Source organism: Stenotrophomonas sp. 71799_Sma, assembly GCF_056482505.1.
On the sequence record NZ_CM151202.1, the window covers coordinates 3,981,577 to 3,998,639 of the forward strand.

At 66.5% G+C, this 17,063-nt stretch carries 15 protein-coding genes and 1 tRNA gene; 13 read left to right on the forward strand and 3 right to left on the reverse strand.

The features are described 5' to 3' along the window. Position 1: 1 nt before the first annotated feature. Complete coding sequence (gene gmk, locus ACZK4Z_RS18425; RefSeq protein ID WP_005414359.1) at positions 2-667, reverse strand: guanylate kinase; 666 nt, start codon at positions 665-667, stop codon at positions 2-4. 291 nt (positions 668-958) lie between these two features. Between gmk and fdnG the strand changes: the two genes are divergently transcribed. Genes fdnG through ACZK4Z_RS18440 form a run of 3 tightly spaced genes read left to right on the forward strand, consistent with a single transcriptional unit; the run spans position 959 to position 5,599 of the window. Next, positions 959-4,027 (forward strand): formate dehydrogenase-N subunit alpha, encoded by a 3,069-nt coding sequence (gene fdnG, locus ACZK4Z_RS18430; protein WP_148099971.1) that lies wholly within the window; start codon positions 959-961, stop codon positions 4,025-4,027. A gap of 10 nt (positions 4,028-4,037) precedes the next feature. Next, positions 4,038-4,955 (forward strand): formate dehydrogenase subunit beta, encoded by a 918-nt coding sequence (fdxH, locus tag ACZK4Z_RS18435; protein WP_012481154.1) that lies wholly within the window; start codon positions 4,038-4,040, stop codon positions 4,953-4,955. After that, positions 4,952-5,599 (forward strand): formate dehydrogenase subunit gamma, encoded by a 648-nt coding sequence (locus ACZK4Z_RS18440; RefSeq protein ID WP_032127833.1) that lies wholly within the window; start codon positions 4,952-4,954, stop codon positions 5,597-5,599. Before fdxH ends, ACZK4Z_RS18440 begins: the two co-directional genes overlap by 4 nt. A gap of 49 nt (positions 5,600-5,648) precedes the next feature. Here ACZK4Z_RS18440 and ACZK4Z_RS18445 read toward each other — a convergent pair whose 3' ends face one another. Beyond that, a complete protein-coding gene (locus tag ACZK4Z_RS18445) occupies positions 5,649-5,888 on the reverse strand; it encodes a hypothetical protein (RefSeq protein WP_185749956.1) in 240 nt (79 codons plus the stop codon). Here ACZK4Z_RS18445 and fdhE point away from each other — a divergent pair. From fdhE to ACZK4Z_RS18475, 6 genes are all read left to right on the forward strand, one after another. After that, positions 5,887-6,870, forward strand: coding sequence for a formate dehydrogenase accessory protein FdhE (gene fdhE / locus ACZK4Z_RS18450; RefSeq protein WP_125894084.1), 984 nt, complete (start codon positions 5,887-5,889; stop codon positions 6,868-6,870). The genes ACZK4Z_RS18445 and fdhE overlap by 2 nt on opposite strands. Before the next feature lie 4 nt (positions 6,871-6,874). Next, positions 6,875-8,299 carry an L-seryl-tRNA(Sec) selenium transferase gene (selA, locus tag ACZK4Z_RS18455; protein WP_125894082.1) on the forward strand — a complete coding sequence of 475 codons (1,425 nt, stop codon included), beginning with the start codon at positions 6,875-6,877 and terminating at the stop codon, positions 8,297-8,299. Further along, positions 8,296-10,227 (forward strand): selenocysteine-specific translation elongation factor, encoded by a 1,932-nt coding sequence (selB, locus tag ACZK4Z_RS18460; RefSeq protein WP_125894080.1) that lies wholly within the window; start codon positions 8,296-8,298, stop codon positions 10,225-10,227. Before selA ends, selB begins: the two co-directional genes overlap by 4 nt. Before the next feature lie 24 nt (positions 10,228-10,251). Next, positions 10,252-10,347: transfer RNA gene (locus tag ACZK4Z_RS18465), tRNA-Sec, on the forward strand. 26 nt (positions 10,348-10,373) lie between these two features. After that, positions 10,374-11,453: a selenide, water dikinase SelD gene (gene selD, locus ACZK4Z_RS18470; RefSeq protein ID WP_125894078.1), complete on the forward strand. Its 1,080-nt coding sequence runs from the start codon at positions 10,374-10,376 to the stop codon at positions 11,451-11,453. A 182-nt stretch (positions 11,454-11,635) separates the two neighbouring features. Beyond that, complete coding sequence (locus ACZK4Z_RS18475; RefSeq protein ID WP_071228189.1) at positions 11,636-12,781, forward strand: Fic family protein; 1,146 nt, start codon at positions 11,636-11,638, stop codon at positions 12,779-12,781. Between the two features lie 151 nt (positions 12,782-12,932). Here the strand turns inward: ACZK4Z_RS18475 and ACZK4Z_RS18480 are convergent, their stop codons facing one another. Beyond that, positions 12,933-13,793, reverse strand: a complete 861-nt coding sequence (locus ACZK4Z_RS18480) for a YicC/YloC family endoribonuclease (protein ID WP_125894074.1) — start codon at positions 13,791-13,793, stop codon at positions 12,933-12,935. Between the two features lie 124 nt (positions 13,794-13,917). Here ACZK4Z_RS18480 and rph point away from each other — a divergent pair, with 124 nt between their 5' ends. The 4 genes from rph to hemW are packed head-to-tail and all read left to right on the forward strand — an operon-like array spanning position 13,918 to position 16,905. Next, the gene (rph, locus tag ACZK4Z_RS18485; RefSeq protein WP_012512000.1) at positions 13,918-14,643 is read left to right on the forward strand and encodes a ribonuclease PH; all 726 of its coding nucleotides are present in this window, start codon (positions 13,918-13,920) and stop codon (positions 14,641-14,643) included. Continuing rightward, a complete protein-coding gene (locus ACZK4Z_RS18490; protein ID WP_125894072.1) occupies positions 14,640-15,029 on the forward strand; it encodes a VOC family protein in 390 nt (129 codons plus the stop codon). The genes rph and ACZK4Z_RS18490 overlap by 4 nt, the downstream gene beginning before the upstream one ends. Further along, the gene (gene rdgB, locus ACZK4Z_RS18495; protein ID WP_014038346.1) at positions 15,026-15,622 is read left to right on the forward strand and encodes an RdgB/HAM1 family non-canonical purine NTP pyrophosphatase; all 597 of its coding nucleotides are present in this window, start codon (positions 15,026-15,028) and stop codon (positions 15,620-15,622) included. Before ACZK4Z_RS18490 ends, rdgB begins: the two co-directional genes overlap by 4 nt. Before the next feature lie 56 nt (positions 15,623-15,678). After that, a complete protein-coding gene (gene hemW / locus ACZK4Z_RS18500) occupies positions 15,679-16,905 on the forward strand; it encodes a radical SAM family heme chaperone HemW (protein ID WP_253145461.1) in 1,227 nt (408 codons plus the stop codon). Positions 16,906-17,063 lie beyond the last annotated feature (158 nt).

A 17,063-nucleotide genomic window follows, 5' to 3' on the forward strand; every position in this document is an offset into this window, starting at 1 on the left:
ATCAGTCAGTTGCGCCCGGATCGGGGGTCAACAAGGCCTGGATCAGGCCTGCGTGGCGGACCTTCTGGGCCTCCCGGCGCAGGCGGCTGGCGGTGAAGATGGCGCACAGCTCGTCCACGGCGGTGTCAAACACCTCGTTGACGATGACGTAGTCGAACTCGTTGAAGTGCAGCATCTCGTCACGGGCTGCGCCCAGGCGCTGGGCGATGACCGCCTCGCTGTCCTGGCCGCGCTTGCGCATGCGGTCCTGCAGGGCCTGCTTGGACGGCGGCAGGATGAACACGGTGACCGTGCCCGGCACCAGCTGGCGCACCTGCTGCGCGCCCTGCCAGTCGATTTCCAGCAGCACGTCCTGGCCGGCGGCCAGCTGCGGCTCCACCGACTGCCGGGCGGTGCCCTTCCAGTCGCCGTGCACCCAGGCATGCTCGAAGAAGTCGCCGGCGGCGATCATTTCCTCGAACCTCTCCGCAGAGACGAAATGGTAGTGCTGGCCGTTCACTTCACCCGGGCGCATCGCGCGCGAGGTGAAGGAGATCGACAGGGCGATCTGTGGGTCACGCGCCAGGGTGGCATTGACGATGCTGCTCTTGCCGGCACCGGACGGGGCGGCAACGATGTACAGCGTGCCGCGCGCAACGGCGTCCGACGGCTTCGACGCGGCGCTCATGCGGGGGATCCAACGGGTTGATTTCGCAAAATTTTTCCTCGGTGTTCCAGATCCGGCGCGGAGGATCGCGCCAGGACGGCGGGGGCTGCGCGGAACATCCTGGAACCAGGCCCGGCAGACGCTTTCCCCGGGGGGCGGGCACGCAACTTTACCAGAGCGGCCCCGTTGCGCGCCCGTCTGGCGGGCGCCGGGCCTTGTGCCACATGGGCGTACGGGGGCCTGTGCTATAACCGGGCCGTACCCAACGACAGCCCGGAGGCCTGCGCCTCCCCGCCATCCCAGGAGAACGGCATGCCATCGATGAGCCGCCGCCAGTTCCTGAAAGTGACCGGGACAACCCTGGTCGGCTCCAGCCTGGCATTGATGGGCTTCGCGCCCGGCATCGCGCTCGCGGAGGTCAGGCAGTACAAGCTGACCCGCGCGACCGAGACCCGCAACACCTGTACGTATTGTTCGGTGGCCTGCGGCATCCTGATGTACAGCCTCGGCGATGGCGCCAAGAACGCCGAGCCGAGCATCTTCCATATCGAGGGTGACCCGGACCATCCGGTCAACCGCGGCACGCTGTGCCCGAAGGGTGCCGGCCTGGCCGACATCATCCACAGCAAGTCGCGCCTGCTCTACCCCGAGTACCGCGCGCCGGGCTCGAACGAGTGGAAGCGGCTGAGCTGGGACGATGCGCTGGACCGCATCGCGCGGCTTATGAAGGAAGACCGCGATGCCAACTTCGTGCAGAAGAACGAGGCCGGGCAGACGGTCAACCGCTGGCTGACCACCGGCATGCTGGCCGCCTCGGCGACCAGCAATGAAACCGCGGTGCTGACCCACAAGGTCGTCCGCTCCCTTGGCATGTTGGCATTCGACAACCAGGCACGTGTCTGACACGGCCCGACGGTGGCAGGTCTTGCCCCGACGCTAGGCCGTGGTGCGATGACGAATCACTGGGTCGACATCAAGAATGCCGACCTGATCCTGATCATGGGTGGCAATGCCGCCGAGGCACACCCGTGCGGGTTCAAATGGGTGACCGAGGCCAAGGCACACAACAAGGCCCGGCTGATCGTGGTCGATCCGCGCTTCAACCGCTCGGCCGCGGTGGCCGACGTGTATGCGCCGATCCGTACCGGCACCGACATCGTGTTCCTGGGCGGTCTGATCAACTACCTGTTGACCGAGGACCGCATCCAGCACGAGTACGTGCTGAACTACACCGACATGTCGTTCCTGGTGAAGGACGAGTTCGCCTTCAAGGACGGCCTGTATTCGGGCTACAACGAGGAGAAGCGCAGCTACGACCGTTCCAGCTGGGACTACGCCTACGGTGACGACGGCTTCGTGCGCAGCGACCCGACGCTGAAGGACCCGCGCTGCGTCTACAACCTGCTCAAGCAGCACTACGCGCGCTACACCGTGGAGATGGTCGAACGCATCTGCGGGACGCCGGCGGACAGCATCCGCCAGGTCTGGGAGATGATCGCGTCCACCGCCGGCAAGGACAAGGCGATGACCATCCTGTACGCGCTGGGCTGGACGCAGCACTCGATCGGCGCGCAGAACGTGCGTGCCGGCACCATGGTGCAGCTGCTGCTGGGCAACATCGGCGTGGCCGGTGGCGGCATGAACGCCTTGCGCGGGCATTCCAACATCCAGGGCCTGACCGACATCGGCCTGATGTCCGACCTGCTGCCCGGCTACCTGACCCTGCCGAAACAGGACGAGCAGAACTACGAGGCCTACATCGCCAAGCGCACGCAGAAGCCGCTGCGCGCCAACCAGATGTCGTTCTGGCAGAACTACCCGAAGTTCCACGTCAGCCTGATGAAATCGTGGTGGGGCGACGCCGCCACCGCCGACAACAACTGGTGTTTCGATTACCTGCCCAAGCTCGACAAGCCGTACGACATGCTGCAGGCGTACGAGCTGATGAACGAAGGCAAGATCCACGGCTACATCTGTCAGGGCTTCAATCCGCTGGCCTCGGCGCCGAACAAGGGCAAGCTGATCAGCGCGTTCTCCAAGCTGAAGTTCATGGTCAGCATGGACCCGCTGGAAACCGAGACCATCGCCTTCTGGCAGAACCACGGTGCGTTGAACGACGTCGACCCGAGCACGATCCAGACCGAAGTATTCCGCCTGCCGACCACCTCCTTCGCCGAGGAGAACGGCGCGGTGGTGAATTCCTCGCGCTGGCTGCAGTGGCACTGGAAGGGTGCCAACCCGCCGGGAGAAGCACGCAGCGACATCGAGATCATGTCCGAGCTGTTCCATCGCATCAAAGCGATGTACGAGAAGGACGGCGGGGCGTGGTGGGAGCCGGTGCGCGACCTGGCCTGGAAGTACTCCAACCCGGAACTGCCGACGCCGGAAGAACTGGCGATGGAATACAACGGCAAGGCGCTGACCGACGTGTTCGATCCGAAGGACCCAACCAAGCTGGTGCGCAAGGCCGGCGAGCAGCTGGCCGCATTCGGCGACCTGCGCGACGACGGCAGCACCGCCTCCGGCTGCTGGATCTACATCGGTGCCTGGGGCCCGACCGGCAACATGATGGCGCGGCGTGACAACAGCGACCCCACTGGCATCGGCAACACGCTGGGCTGGGCCTGGGCGTGGCCGGCCAATCGTCGCGTGATGTACAACCGCGCCTCGTGCGACGTGGCCGGCCAGCCGTTTGATCCGCGGCGCACGCTGCTGGCGTGGAACGGGAAAAACTGGGGCAGCGTGGACGTGCCCGACTTCAAGGCCGACGAAGATCCCGCCGGCGGCATGGGCCCGTTCATCATGAACCCGGAGGGCATCGCGCGCTTCTTCGCCAAGGCTGGCATGGCCGAAGGGCCGTTCCCGGAGCACTACGAACCGTTCGATACCCCGCTGCGCAGCAACCCGCTCAGCCCGGGCCAGGCACTGACGTTGAACAACCCGGCGGCCCGCGTGTTCGCCAGCGATCGCGCACAGATCGGTTCGCCGGACGAGTTCCCGCATGTAGCCACCACCTACCGCCTGACCGAGCATTTCCACTTCTGGACCAAGCACGGCAAGTTGAACGCCATCATCCAGCCCGAGCAGTTCGTCGAGATCGGCGCGGCGTTGGCCGATGAGCTGGGCATCAACAACGGCAGCCGCGTGCGCGTCAGTTCCAAGCGCGGGCATATCGAAGCGGTGGCGATGGTGACCAAGCGCATCAAGGCCCTGCAGATTGATGGCAGAACCGTGCACCAGGTGGGCGTGCCGATCCACTGGGGTTTCCTCGGTGCGGCCAAGCCCGGATACATCGCCAATACGCTGACCAACGCCATCGGTGACGGCAACTCGCAGACGCCCGAATCGAAGTGCATCCTGGTCAAGGTCGAGAAGGTGTAGGAGACACGCCATGTCACTGCAATCCCTGGACATCATCCGCCGCTCGGCCACCACTACGCCCTCGCCGGAGGCGCGTGGCGCGCACACCGGCCAGGTCGCCAAGCTGATCGATGTGAGCAAGTGCATCGGCTGCAAGGCCTGCCAGGTCGCCTGCATGGAGTGGAACGACCTTCGCGACGAGGTCGGCAGCTGCGTCGGCAGCTATGACAACCCGCCCGACCTGAGCGAACAGTCGTGGACGGTGATGAAGTTCCGCGAGTACGAGGACGAGAAAGGCAAGCTGGAGTGGCTGATCCGCAAGGAGGGCTGCATGCACTGCAGCGATCCGGGCTGCCTGAAGGCCTGCCCGTCGCCGGGCGCGATCATCCAGTACGCCAACGGTATCGTCGACTTCCAGGAAGAGAACTGCATCGGCTGCGGCTACTGCGTGACCGGTTGCCCGTTCGACGTACCGCGCATTTCCAAGAAGGACCACAAGGCCTACAAGTGCACGCTGTGTTCGGACCGGGTGGCGGTGGGCCAGGAACCGGCCTGCGTGAAGACCTGCCCGACCGGTGCGATCACCTTCGGCAGCAAGCAGGCGATGACCGAGCACGCGGCGGGACGCGTGGAAGACCTGAAATCGCGCGGCTACGAGAACGCCGGCCTGTACGACCCGCAGGGCGTGGGCGGCACCCACGTGATGTACGTGCTGCAGCATGTGGACAAGCCGGAACTGTATGCCGACCTACCGAAGGACCCGCGCATCAGCCCGATGGTGGAAGTCTGGAAGGGCGTGGCCAAGCCGCTGGGCGTGCTGGCGATTGCCGCTACCGCCTTCGCCGGCTTCCTGCATTACATCGGCATCGGCCGCAACACGGTCAATGACGAGGAAGAAGAGGAAGCCGAGCACGAGGCGAAGAAGATCGAAGAGGAGCAGCGGCCATGAAGTACGCCCCGCACCCGCGGCAGATCATCCGCTACCGCGCGCCGACCCGCATCAATCACTGGATTGTGGCGATCTGCTTCGTGTTGACCGCGCTGTCCGGGCTGGCGTTGTTCCACCCTGCCCTGTTCCCGCTGACCCAGTTGTTTGGCGGTGGGCCATGGACGCGCATCCTGCACCCGTTCATCGGCCTGGCCATGGTCGTCGGCTTTGCGCTGCTGGCGTTCCGCATGTGGCGCGACAATCTGCCGACCGCCGACGATGGCAAGTGGATGCGCGGCATGCGCGATGTACTGCGCAACGAGGACGAGAAGCTGCCACCGGTGGGTCGCTTCAATGCCGGCCAGAAGCTGCTGTTCTGGGCGATCATCGGTTGCCTGTCGGCGCTGCTGCTGACCGGCTTCGTGATCTGGCGGCAGTACTTCAGCCACTTCTTCCCGATCGGGGTGATCCGCTTCTCGGTGCTCGCCCATGCGCTGTTCGGCTGGGTGCTGGTCTGCGCGATCGTGGTGCACATCTATGCAGCGATCTGGATCAAGGGCTCGGTGCGGGCGATGACCCAGGGCAAGGTGACCTACGGGTGGGCGTACAAGCATCACCGGCAGTGGTTCCGGGACATCCTGCGCGGACGGCGGGAAGAGGGGTAGCGGCAGGGCCTGCGGCCCTGCACCCGCTGGATCAACGTCAACATCAACGTCAAGAGCGGGTTTCCTGAGGGATGGCGCGGTGGGTCCGGTCCCCCTCGACAGGTCCCCGGTGCTTTTGGTGGGTGTCGACCTTGGTCGACACGATGAACACGGCAATGATCGAAACCGGCTTTTTTGTAGAGTCGAGCCATGCTCGACTGCTTTGCTCGACTGCTTTGCCTGGAACACGCTGGACGCCAGCGTCGACAACGGCGAGGATGGAGCCTGGTTCTTCTGGCTGGCCCTGCATGGCGCAACGCATCCTTGAACCCGGTGAGATCGAGACGCTGGCCTCGCGCGATGTTCCGCGCATCATCCTGCCCGATACCGCGTCGCTGTTTGCCGGACGTGCGGACCGCCTGCGCAGTCTGGCTGCACACAGTGCCATCGGTGGTTACCTGCAGCTGCTGGCGGCGTTGGCCGATGCGCAGCAGGCGCTGCTGGAGGATCTGACACCGCAGCAACGCGAGGAACTTCAGGCACAGGCGCGTGCACAGCAGTCGAATGCGGCGGCCGGCGCCGGGATGCCGTTGCGGCCGACCAACACACTTCAGCTGGATGGCTGTTGGCGCGGCTGGCTGCGCACGCTATGCCAACACTGCGCTGAAGAAGCCGGCCTGCCGGCGGAAACCCGCCAGGAACTGCAGCGCGTTGCTGCTGCCGATGACGGGTGGCTGGATGCGCAGGCGCATGCGGTGCTGGAGCGTGATGACGCGCCGTCGGTGGATGCGGTGGCTGCGCTGCTGGTGATGAACGCGCTGCAGGTCTACTGGGCGGTGCTGGCGGACAGCTTCCGCCCCACCGAGCTGAAGCCGCTGGCCGATGCACCGGGGCTGTGCCCGCTGTGCGGCACCCTGCCGGTGGTCAGCGTGGTGCAGGCGCGGCCGCCCTATGCCTCCTACCGCTACCTGTCGTGCTCGCTGTGTGCCTGCCAGTGGCACTACGTACGCGTGCAGTGCAGCCAGTGTGGTGCGGCCGGCAAGGACATCGCCTATCGCGCCCTGGCCGATGTGGACGGCGACAGCGGCGAGGCGGTGCGCGAGAGCGCGGTCCGTGCCGAGACCTGCGACCACTGCCACAGCTACCGCAAGATCCTGTATCTGGAGAAAGACCCGTCGCTGGAGCCGGTGGCCGATGACCTCGGCACGCTGGCGCTGGATCTGCTGCTGGCAGAGGAGGGCTATGCGCGTGCCAGCCAGAATCCGCTGCTGTGGCAATCCGACGGCGAGTGAGGCGATGACAGCCGCGCCCCCCACCCCGGCATCGATTTCCGCCCTGCCCTCGCTGGACCGGTTGCTGCGTCTGCCTGCCCTGGCAGCACTGATCGAGGGCCACGGCCGCAGCCGTATCACCCAGCTGCTGCGTTCGCACCTGCAGGTGCTGCGCGACCGTATCAGCGCCGGCCAGCTCTCGGCCACGCAGCTGCAGGAAGCGGTTGACGGCCCGGCGCTGGTGGCAGCAGTCGAGGCCGCACTGGCCGCTGACGCACGGCAGGATCTGCAGCCGATGTTCAATCTGACCGGCACCGTGCTGCACACCAATCTCGGCCGCGCCTTGCTGCCGGATGCCGCCGTGCACGCGGTCACCCGCGCGATGACCGCGCCGGTGGATCTTGAATTCGACATCAGCCGCGGCCGTCGCGGCGACCGCGATGCACGGGTGCAGGCATTGATCTGCGAACTGACCGGCGCTGAAGCCGCCACTGTGGTCAACAACAATGCCGCGGCGGTCCTGCTGCTGCTCAACAGCCTGGCCAACCGCCGCGACGTGGTGGTGTCACGCGGCGAGCTGGTGGAGATCGGTGGCGCCTTCCGCATTCCCGACGTGATGCGCAGTGCCGGTGCGCGGCTGCTGGAAGTCGGCACCACCAACCGTACCCATCCGGCTGACTTCGCCAATGCCATCGGCACGCGCACCGCGCTGCTGATGGAGGTGCACGCCAGCAACTACGCGATCACCGGCTTCACCGCCAAGGTCGACACCGCGGCGATGGCCGCGATCGCGCACGAGCACGGCCTGCCGCTGGTGGTGGACCTGGGTAGCGGCAGCCTGTGCGATCTGGCGGTCTTCGGCCTGCCGCACGAGCCCACCGTGCAGGAAACGCTGGCGGCCGGCGCCGACCTGGTTTCGTTCAGCGGCGACAAGCTGCTGGGTGGTCCGCAGGCCGGCATCATCGCCGGCCGCGCCGACCTGATCGCGCGGATCAACCGCAACCCGCTGAAGCGGGCACTGCGCATGGACAAGATGGGCCTGGCCGCACTGGAAGCGGTGCTGGCCCTGTACCGCGAGCCGGAGCTGCTGGCACAGCGACTGCCGACCCTGCGCACCCTGTCACGCACGCAGGAGGACATCGATGTGCAGGCCCAGCGCCTGCTGCAGCCGATGCGTTCCGTGCTCGCGGCCGACTACGATCTTGAACGGTCACCAATGCAGAGCCAGATCGGCAGCGGCGCCCAGCCACAGGCGCAGCTGGCCAGCGCCGGACTGCGCATTACCAGCGCGCGCCGTGGCGGACTGGATCGCCTGGCCAAACGCTTGCGTCAGCTGCCGCGACCCATGCTGGGCCGCATTGCCGATGACGCGCTGTGGCTGGACCTGCGCTGCCTGGAACCGGCCGACGAAGCCGACTTCCTCGCCCAGTGGAGCACGCTGCAGGCATGATCGTCGGCACCGCCGGGCATATCGACCATGGCAAAACCAGCCTGGTACGCGCACTGACCGGCATCGAAACCGATCGCCTGCAGGAAGAGCGAACGCGCGGTATATCGATCGAACTGGGCTACGCCTATGTCCCGGTGGAAAGCAGGGACGTCGAAGGCCCCGCCGCGACGCTGGGCTTCGTCGACGTGCCAGGCCATGAGCGCTTCGTGCATACGATGGTGGCCGGCGCCACGGGTATCGATGTCGCCCTGCTGGTGATCGCTGCCGACGACGGCGTGATGCCACAGACCCGCGAGCATCTGGCCATCCTGCAGCTGCTGGGCGTGGATCGTGGTGCGGTGGCGCTGACCAAGATCGACCGTGTGGATGCGGCGCGCCTCGCACGGGTCGAGATCGAGATTGCCGCGCTGCTGGCCGCGACACCGCTGCAGGATTCTCCTCTGTTCGCCTGCAACAGCACCGCACCCGACGATGCCGGCATCAGCGCACTGCGTACCCAGCTGCACGCATGGGCGGCGGACGATGCCAGCACACGCCAGGCCGAACTGCGCAGCGAACTGTTCCGCATGCCGGTGGACCGCGTGCTCTCGCTGGCCGGCCACGGCACGCTGGTGACCGGCGCGGTACATGGCGGCATCGCCGCGGTGGGTGAGCATCTGCAGCTGATGCCAGCCGCCACCGACGTGCGCGTGCGCAGCATCCATGCGCAGAACCAGGCCAGCGAGCACGCGATGGCTGGGCAACGCTGCGCGCTGAACCTGGCCGCTATCGCCCGTGACGAGATTCATCGTGGCGACTGGGTTGCCGATCCACGCGCACTGCTGGCCACTACCCGCGTTGATGTGCGACTGCGGCTGTCCGCGTTGGCCGCACCGTTGCGCGACTGGTCACCGCTGCACATCCACTGGGGCACGATGCACCGGCAGGCCCATGTAGTGCTGTTGGAAGACCACGACCACGGCGATGGTCAGTTGGTGCAGCTGGTGTTCGATGCAGAGGTCTGCGCGATGTGTGGCGATCGCTTCATCGCCCGCGATTCAGCGGCCACCCACACGCTGGGTGGCGGCCTTGTGCTCGATCCGGACCCGCCACAGCGGCGCCGGCGCAGTCCTGCACGGCTCGCATGGCTGGGAGCACTGGAGCAACTGGCCGCGGGTGCGGGAATCGGCCCACTGCTGCAGCAGGCGCCCTTCGGCGTTGCCATGGCCGCGCTGCAGCGCTACTGCCGGCGCGCCGCCGACCGGATCGATCTTCCTGCAGACACGCGACGCATCGTCACCCGCGAAGACACGGTAGTCATCCTTGTGTCGCACTGGCAGGCATTGCGCGAGCAGGTGATCGCCTCACTGCGTGGATGGCATGAGCGACGCCCGGACGAACCCGGTGTCGACAGCGGCCGCCTGCAGCGAAGCACCCTGCCCGCGCTTGCAGCGAGCCTCTGGAATGCGCTGCTGCAGGACCTGCTGGACGACGGCAGCGCGCAACGCGTGGGTGCCTGGTGGCGCCTGCCCGGGCATGACCATGCGCCACCGGAACGCGAGCGTCTGCTGCTGGAACGCGTGCTGCCGCAACTGCACGCCGGTCGCTTCGATCCGCCGTGGGTGCGCACCCTTGCTGCCGAGATCGGCCTGGCCGAAGACGAAGTCCGCGCCGTCCTGCGCCGCGCCACCGCACGTGGCGAGCTGTTCCAGGTGGTGCCGGACCTGTTCTATGCACCCGCGTGCATTGCGGAACTCGCCGCGATCGTCGCGCAGCTGTCACAGGCCAGCGGCAAGGTGGATGCGGCCACGTTCCGCGATGCCATCGGCCTGGGCCGCAAACGCAGCATCCAGATCTTGGAGTTCTTCAATCGCGTTGGCTACACTCGACGCGTCGGTGACCAGCATCGGCCGCGCGGCGACCTGCAGTGGAACGCAGCCCGCGACTGAGCCCACCGGTACCGCCGTACTTTCGGAAGGCATGCGCATCCGGGCATGCGGCTGGGCTTCAAACCCAGTAGGGGGCGTCGATCGTTCCCTGGTAGGTTCGACTCCTGCTGCCTTCCGCCATTCGCGTTCCCGCAGGAGATGTCGGCATGGCCACGCACGCGCAGTCCCCCGCCCCTTCAACGGCCGATGCCCCGCAACGACTGACCTCTCTCGCGCATGGCGGCGGCTGCGGCTGCAAGATCGCGCCGGGCGTGCTGAGCGAACTGCTGCGTGGCGTTCCAGCGCTTCCCGCTCCGGCTGAGCTTCTCGTCGGGCGCGAGACCAGCGACGACGCTGCGGTGTACCGCCTCGATGATCGCCAGGCAATCGTCGCCACCACTGATTTCTTCATGCCCATCGTCGACGACCCGTTCGACTTCGGCCGCATCGCCGCCACCAACGCGCTGTCGGACCTGTACGCGATGGGCGCCCGGCCGTTGTTCGCACTGGCCATCGTCGGCATGCCGATCAATACGCTGCCGCAGGACACGATCCGCGGCATCCTGCAGGGTGGCGAACGCGCCTGCGCCGATGCTGGCATCGTGGTCGCTGGTGGCCACAGCATCGATTCGGTGGAACCCATCTACGGCCTGGCTGCGATCGGCGTGCTCGACCCGCAACGACTCAAGCGCAATGCCGATGCCCGCGCCGGCGACGTGCTGGTGCTGGGCAAGCCGTTGGGCGTGGGCGTGTATTCGTCGGCGCTGAAGAAGGAAGTGCTGGATGCCGACGGCTACCGGCAGATGATCGCGTCGACCACCCGCCTGAACACCGTGGGCGTGCCGCTGGCCGCCCTGGACGGCGTGCACGCGATGACCGACGTCACCGGCTTCGGCCTGCTCGGCCACCTGCTGGAAGTGTGCCGCGCCAGTGGCGTGGCCGCCGAGGTGGACAGTGCACAGGTGCCGCTGCTGCCGCAGACCCTGGACCTGCTGCAACGTGGCTGCGTAACCGGCGCCTCCAACCGCAACTGGGCCTCGTATGGCGCCGAGGTGCGCTTCGCCGAGGGCTTGGCCGCCCACTGGCAGTCACTGCTGACCGACCCGCAGACCAGCGGCGGCCTGCTGGTGTCCTGTGCGCCGGAAGCGTTGGATGCGGTGCTGGCCTGCTTCAACGATGCGGGGTTCGGCCAGGCGGCCGTGGTGGGGCGCTTGAGCGAGGGAGTGCCGGGCGTCAGGGTGGTTTGAGATGTTCTTGCCTCGGGCGCGCATCCCCCGTCGTTGAGATCCGCAGCCATGGCGGCGGCACCACTTCATCGGTTTGCTCGGATAACGTGCCACTGGGAGCAACCTCAGCACTATTAAAGCATGCTTTAATAGCGGCCGGGATTCTTAAAGATCCCTTTAACAACGCCTCGCCAGGAGCGCAAATGCCCAGGACCACCGGCACTTACACCACCACCGATTCGGGCGGCGAGCTTGTCAAGGCCTTCGTGCCCCATCCATTGCCGCCCACGATGCCGCCCCTTGATCCTGCTTGCTACATGGCCAATGCGGCAGCCGAGGCGGCGCTGGGACGGCTCTCCGCCATGTCAGGTTTGGTCGCTTCTGCTGAATGGCTGATCTACAGCTCCATCCGCAAGGAGGCCTTGTTGACCTCCCAGATGGAGGGCACTCAGGCGACACTGACGGATCTGCTGGATCAAGAATCCGGAATCGACGTGGCCAGTACCACGGACGTCAGCGACGTGACGAATTACCTGCAAGCGTTCGCGTATGTGCGAGACCAGCTGAAACACGATTGGGGCCTGCCGATCTCAACGCGCCTGTTGTGCGAAGCACATAGCATCCTTTTGAACAGTGCGCGCGGCGAGCAGAAGTTACCTGGTGAAGTGCGCCGCTCCCAGAACTGGATCGCAGGTACCCGGCCAGGCAATGCTCTTTACGTCCCCCCTCCTCACATGGAAGTCGGACGGTTGCTGGGTGAGATGGAGCGCTATATCCACGAGCCTACGACAGACCTTCCTCCTCTGGTCCGCATTGCCTTGATCCATGCACAGTTCGAAACGATCCACCCGTTCCTTGATGGCAATGGGCGCATAGGCCGCTTGCTGATTGCAGCATTGCTGGAAGACTGGAAGCTGCTGCCGGAGCCACTGCTCTATGTCTCTGGCGAACTCAAGAAACATCAAGACGAGTACTACCGGCTTCTGTCGGCCATCCGCGCCGATGGCGACTGGGAGAGTTGGATCCGCTTCTTCCTCGACTGCACGACCGAAGCCGCCGAGAACGCCCAAAGAAACATCATCGACATCGCCTCACTCATCGCAGCCGACCGGAGAAAGGTCATGGCTGCGAAAGACGGCACGGTGCAGGCGATCCGCTTGTTCGAAATGCTGCCTACGATGCCGCGCTTCACCATTACATTTGCAGCTGAAAGGCTGGGGGTGACATTTCCCACCGCCAGCGCGGCTGTCAAAGTCCTGCAAAGCGTTGACGTCCTTGTCGGTACCGGGAATCAGAAACGGAACCAGCAGTTCAGCTACAAGCAATACACCGAACTGCTGCAGCGCTAGGGAGGTAGGCGCAGCCCGTGCATCGAAGTGGAGACGTTGAATATCCCCCAAATGCGTACCCAGGCGGATCAATGATCACCCATCACACGCTCGTCCCAACCGCCAGGGCACGCATCTTCGATGACCTGACGGCACGCCCGGCCACGCCCTATCACTCGATGTTCTGCACCTGCTCGCGGATCTGGTCGATCAGAACCTTCAGTTCCACTGCCGCATTGGACGTACGGCTGTCCACCGACTTCGACCCAAGCGTGTTGGCTTCGCGGTTGAACTCCTGCAGCAGGAAGTCCAGGCGGCGACCGACCGGCTCGCGCTGCTTGAGCACGCGGCGGATCTCGACGATGTGGCTGCCGAGGCGGTCCAGCTCTTCATCCACGTCCAGCTTCTGCAGCCACAGCACCAGCTCCTGCTCGGCGCGGCCGGGGTCGGCCGGGTGCGGCAGGTCAGCCAGGCGGGCGGCCAGCTTGGCGCGCTGGCCGTCGCGAATGGCCGGAATCAAGGTGCGCACTTCGGTAGCGATGCGTTCGATGCCGTCCACGCGCTCGCTGATGGCCGCGGACAACTTGCCGCCTTCGCGCTCACGGGCCTCGACGAAGCCATCCAGCACCTGGTCCAGCAGGGCCAGTGCCTCGACCTGCAGGGCGGCGGCATCGGTGGCCTCGCCACGGGTGACGCCCGGCAGCTGCAGCAGATCGGTGAAGCTGACCTGCAGATTGGGGAAATCGGAGGTCAGGCGGTGCGCCAGGCGGCCCAGCTGGCCCAGCAGGGCCTCGTCCACCTGCAGGTTGGCGGCCACTTCCGGCGCGCGCAGGCGCATCACCAGATCCAGCTTGCCGCGGCTCAGGCGCGCGGCGATACGCTCGCGCAACTGCGGCTCGAGCGCCCGCAGTTCCTCGGGCAGGCGGGTGCCGACCTCCAGGAAGCGGTGGTTGACCGAGCGCAGCTCGCAGCCCAGCGTGCCCCACGGGGTGACCCGCTCGCCGCCGGCGTAGGCGGTCATGCTTCGAATCATGGATTGTGTCCGGTGCGTGCAAAGGGGGAATGGTACCCTAGCGCCCTCACCAGAGCCCCCTTGCCCGCCCCGTGAAGGCCGCGGGCGTGGCGGCGTACTCCCTTGCCATTACGGAACCCGCACCATGTCCGATTCCCGCCCCAGCGGCCGCCAGCCCGACCAGCTCCGCCCGGTCGTCATCCAACGCGGCTTCACCCGCCACGCCGAAGGTTCGGTGCTGGTGTGCTTCGGTGAAACCCGTGTGCTGTGCACCGCCAGCGTCGAGAACCGCGTGCCGGGCTTCCTGCGCGGCAAGGGCGAAGGCTGGGTGACCGCCGAGTACGGCATGCTGCCGCGCGCCACCCACACCCGCAGCGACCGCGAAGCCGCCCGTGGCAAGCAGGGCGGCCGCACCCTGGAGATCCAGCGCCTGATCGGCCGCAGCCTGCGCGCGTGCGTGGACCGCAACGCGCTGGGCGAGCGCACCATCACCCTCGACTGCGACGTGCTGCAGGCCGACGGCGGCACCCGCACCGCCGCCATCACCGGCGCCTACGTGGCCCTGGTCGATGCGGTGAATGTGCTGATGAAGCGCGGCGACATCAAGCGCAACCCGATCCTGGGTGCAGTGGCAGCGGTGTCGGTGGGCGTCTACCGCGGCACCCCGGTGCTGGACCTGGACTACGCCGAAGACAGCGACTGCGACACCGACATGAACGTGGTGATGAACGACGGCGGTGGCTTCATCGAGCTGCAGGGCACCGCCGAAGGCCATGCCTTCCGCCGCGATGAACTGGACGCGCTGCTGGGCCTGGCCGAGAAGGGCGTGCGCGAGCTGCTGGACGCACAGCAGGCGGCGCTGTCGGCATGAACCGGCGCATCGCCCTGACCACCCTGGTGGTGGCCGACTATGACGAAGCCATTGCCTGGTACACCGGCAAGCTCGGCTTCGCACTGCTGGAGGACATCGACCAGGGCCACAAGCGCTGGGTGGTGGTGGGGCCGACCGACGGCAGCGCTGCCGCCCTGCTGCTGGCCCGCGCCAGCGACGAGGAACAGCGCAGCCGCATCGGCAACCAGACCGGTGGCCGCGTCGCCTTCTTCCTCAACACCGACGACTTCCACCGCGACCACACGGCGATGCTGGCCGCCGGGGTCGAGTTCCTGGAAGCGCCGCGCGAAGAACCCTATGCAACGGTCGCGGTATTCAGCGATCTGTATGGCAACACCTGGGACCTGCTGGAGCCCCGTCAATGAAGAAACTGGTACTGGCCAGCCACAACGCCGGCAAGCTGGTGGAGATGCAGGAGATCCTCGCCGACCTGCCGCTGCAGATCACCTCGGCCGCCGAGCTGGGCCTGGGCGACGTGGAAGAGACCGGCCTGACCTTCGTCGAGAACGCGCTGCTGAAGGCGCGCGCGGCCTGCGAAGCGACCGGCCTGCCGGCGCTGGCCGATGATTCGGGCCTGATCGTCGATGCCCTCGGCGGTGCACCGGGCCTGTACAGCGCGCGCTATGCCGGCCACCCGACCAATGCCGCGGCCAACAACGCCAAGCTGCTGGAGGCGATGGCCGACGTTCCCGATGGCCAGCGCGGCGCCCGCTTCTATGCGGTGATCGTGCTGCTGCGCCACGCCACCGATCCGCAGCCGCTGATCTGCGAAGGTCGCTGGGAGGGCCAGATCATCCGTGAACTGCGCGGCACGAATGGATTCGGCTACAACCCGGTGTTCCTTGACACCACCCACGGCCTGACCGCCGCGGAGATGGAGCCGGCCCTGAAAAACGCCATCAGCCACCGTGCCATTGCCCTGCAACAGCTCAAGCAGCAGCTGGCGACGCTGTACTGACGCCACCCGATCGAACCAGGGAAGCTGGCCAGCGGCCGGCACTACCGATGAAGCCCATGCCGCACGCCCACGACCACTGCAACCACCTGCCCGGCGAAGCCTGCTCCGCTGACCACGACACCTCGCCGCGGCTGGTACCGCCACCGCTGTCGCTGTACGTGCACCTGCCGTGGTGCGTGCGCAAGTGCCCGTACTGCGATTTCAATTCGCACCAGGCCAAGGGCGAACTGCCGTTCGATGCCTACATCGATGCGCTGCTGCGCGACCTGGACCAGGACCTGCCGCTGGTCTGGGGCCGGGTGGTGCACAGCGTGTTCTTCGGTGGCGGCACGCCCAGCCTGTTCCCGCCGGAAGCGATCGACCGCTTCCTGCAGCAGGCCAGCGCGCGCCTGCGCTTCGCGCCCAACGCCGAAATCACCCTGGAAACCAACCCGGGCACGGCCGAGCATGGCCGTTTCGACCGCTACCGCGCAGCCGGCGTGAACCGCCTCAGCTTCGGCATCCAGAGTTTCGACGACGCCATGCTCAAGCGCCTGGGCCGCATCCACGACAGTGGCGAAGCCGAGCGCGCGGTGAAGATGGCGCAGGACGCGGGCTACGACAACTTCAACATCGACCTGATGTACGCGCTGCCGGAACAGACCCTGGCCGGTGCCGAGGCCGATCTGGAACGTGCGTTCGCGCTGCAGCCGGCGCATATCTCGCACTACCAGCTGACCCTGGAACCGAACACGGTGTTCTTCGCGCGGCCGCCGCAGGGCATTCCCGATGAAGACAACGCCTGGGACATGCAGGAACACTGCCAGGCCCTGCTGGCGCAGGCAGGCTTCGGCCAGTACGAGGTGAGCGCCTACGCACGCCCTGGCCGGCAGAGCGCGCACAACCTGAACTACTGGCGCTTCGGCGATTACCTGGGCATCGGTGCCGGCGCGCACGGCAAGATCAGCTCCGGTGCAGAGGAACACGTGCTGCGACGCTGGAAGCTGAAGCATCCGCAGGCTTATCTGGACAGCGCGGGCACCCCGGCCTCGTTCGGGGGTGACGATGTAATCGCTCCTGAGCGCCTGCCCTTCGAGTACATGCTGAATCTGCTGCGCCTGCACGAAGGCTTCGGCCTGCGCGATTTCGAGTCGCGTACCGGGCTGTCGCGCAGCGTGCTGGATGCACCGTTGGCCGAGGCCGTGCAGCACGGCTGGCTGGACGTGACCGATGGCCATGTGCAGCCGACCGAACTGGGCCGCCGCTTCACCAACGATGTGGTGAGCCTGTTCCTGGAGGAGTGAGCGTCTTGCAGTAGCGGGTAGTGCCGGCCGCTGGCCGGCAGCTCGATCGGCGCGGATTGCCGGCCAGCGGCCGGCACTACCGTTCATCGGTCGGGCCATGCCTGGCGACCGGGATGCACATTCGCCCTAAAGTAGCGCCGACAGCGGCCGACACGGTA

Bases quoted from the DNA above. Each gene is read 5' to 3' on its own strand.
- rph (WP_012512000.1), top strand. From the start codon at position 13,918: ATGTCCGATTCCCGCCCCAGCGGCCGCCAGCCCGACCAGCTCCGCCCG.
- selD (WP_125894078.1), top strand. From the start codon at position 10,374: ATGGCCACGCACGCGCAGTCCCCCGCCCCTTCAACGGCCGATGCCCCG.
- ACZK4Z_RS18440 (WP_032127833.1), top strand. From the start codon at position 4,952: ATGAAGTACGCCCCGCACCCGCGGCAGATCATCCGCTACCGCGCGCCG.
- ACZK4Z_RS18475 (WP_071228189.1), top strand. From the start codon at position 11,636: ATGCCCAGGACCACCGGCACTTACACCACCACCGATTCGGGCGGCGAG.
- ACZK4Z_RS18490 (WP_125894072.1), top strand. From the start codon at position 14,640: ATGAACCGGCGCATCGCCCTGACCACCCTGGTGGTGGCCGACTATGAC.
- fdhE (WP_125894084.1), top strand. From the start codon at position 5,887: ATGGCGCAACGCATCCTTGAACCCGGTGAGATCGAGACGCTGGCCTCG.
- selB (WP_125894080.1), top strand. From the start codon at position 8,296: ATGATCGTCGGCACCGCCGGGCATATCGACCATGGCAAAACCAGCCTG.
- fdxH (WP_012481154.1), top strand. From the start codon at position 4,038: ATGTCACTGCAATCCCTGGACATCATCCGCCGCTCGGCCACCACTACG.
- selA (WP_125894082.1), top strand. From the start codon at position 6,875: ATGACAGCCGCGCCCCCCACCCCGGCATCGATTTCCGCCCTGCCCTCG.
- ACZK4Z_RS18445 (WP_185749956.1), bottom strand. From the start codon at position 5,888: ATGCAGGGCCAGCCAGAAGAACCAGGCTCCATCCTCGCCGTTGTCGAC.
- gmk (WP_005414359.1), bottom strand. From the start codon at position 667: ATGAGCGCCGCGTCGAAGCCGTCGGACGCCGTTGCGCGCGGCACGCTG.
- ACZK4Z_RS18480 (WP_125894074.1), bottom strand. From the start codon at position 13,793: ATGATTCGAAGCATGACCGCCTACGCCGGCGGCGAGCGGGTCACCCCG.
- rdgB (WP_014038346.1), top strand. From the start codon at position 15,026: ATGAAGAAACTGGTACTGGCCAGCCACAACGCCGGCAAGCTGGTGGAG.
- hemW (WP_253145461.1), top strand. From the start codon at position 15,679: ATGCCGCACGCCCACGACCACTGCAACCACCTGCCCGGCGAAGCCTGC.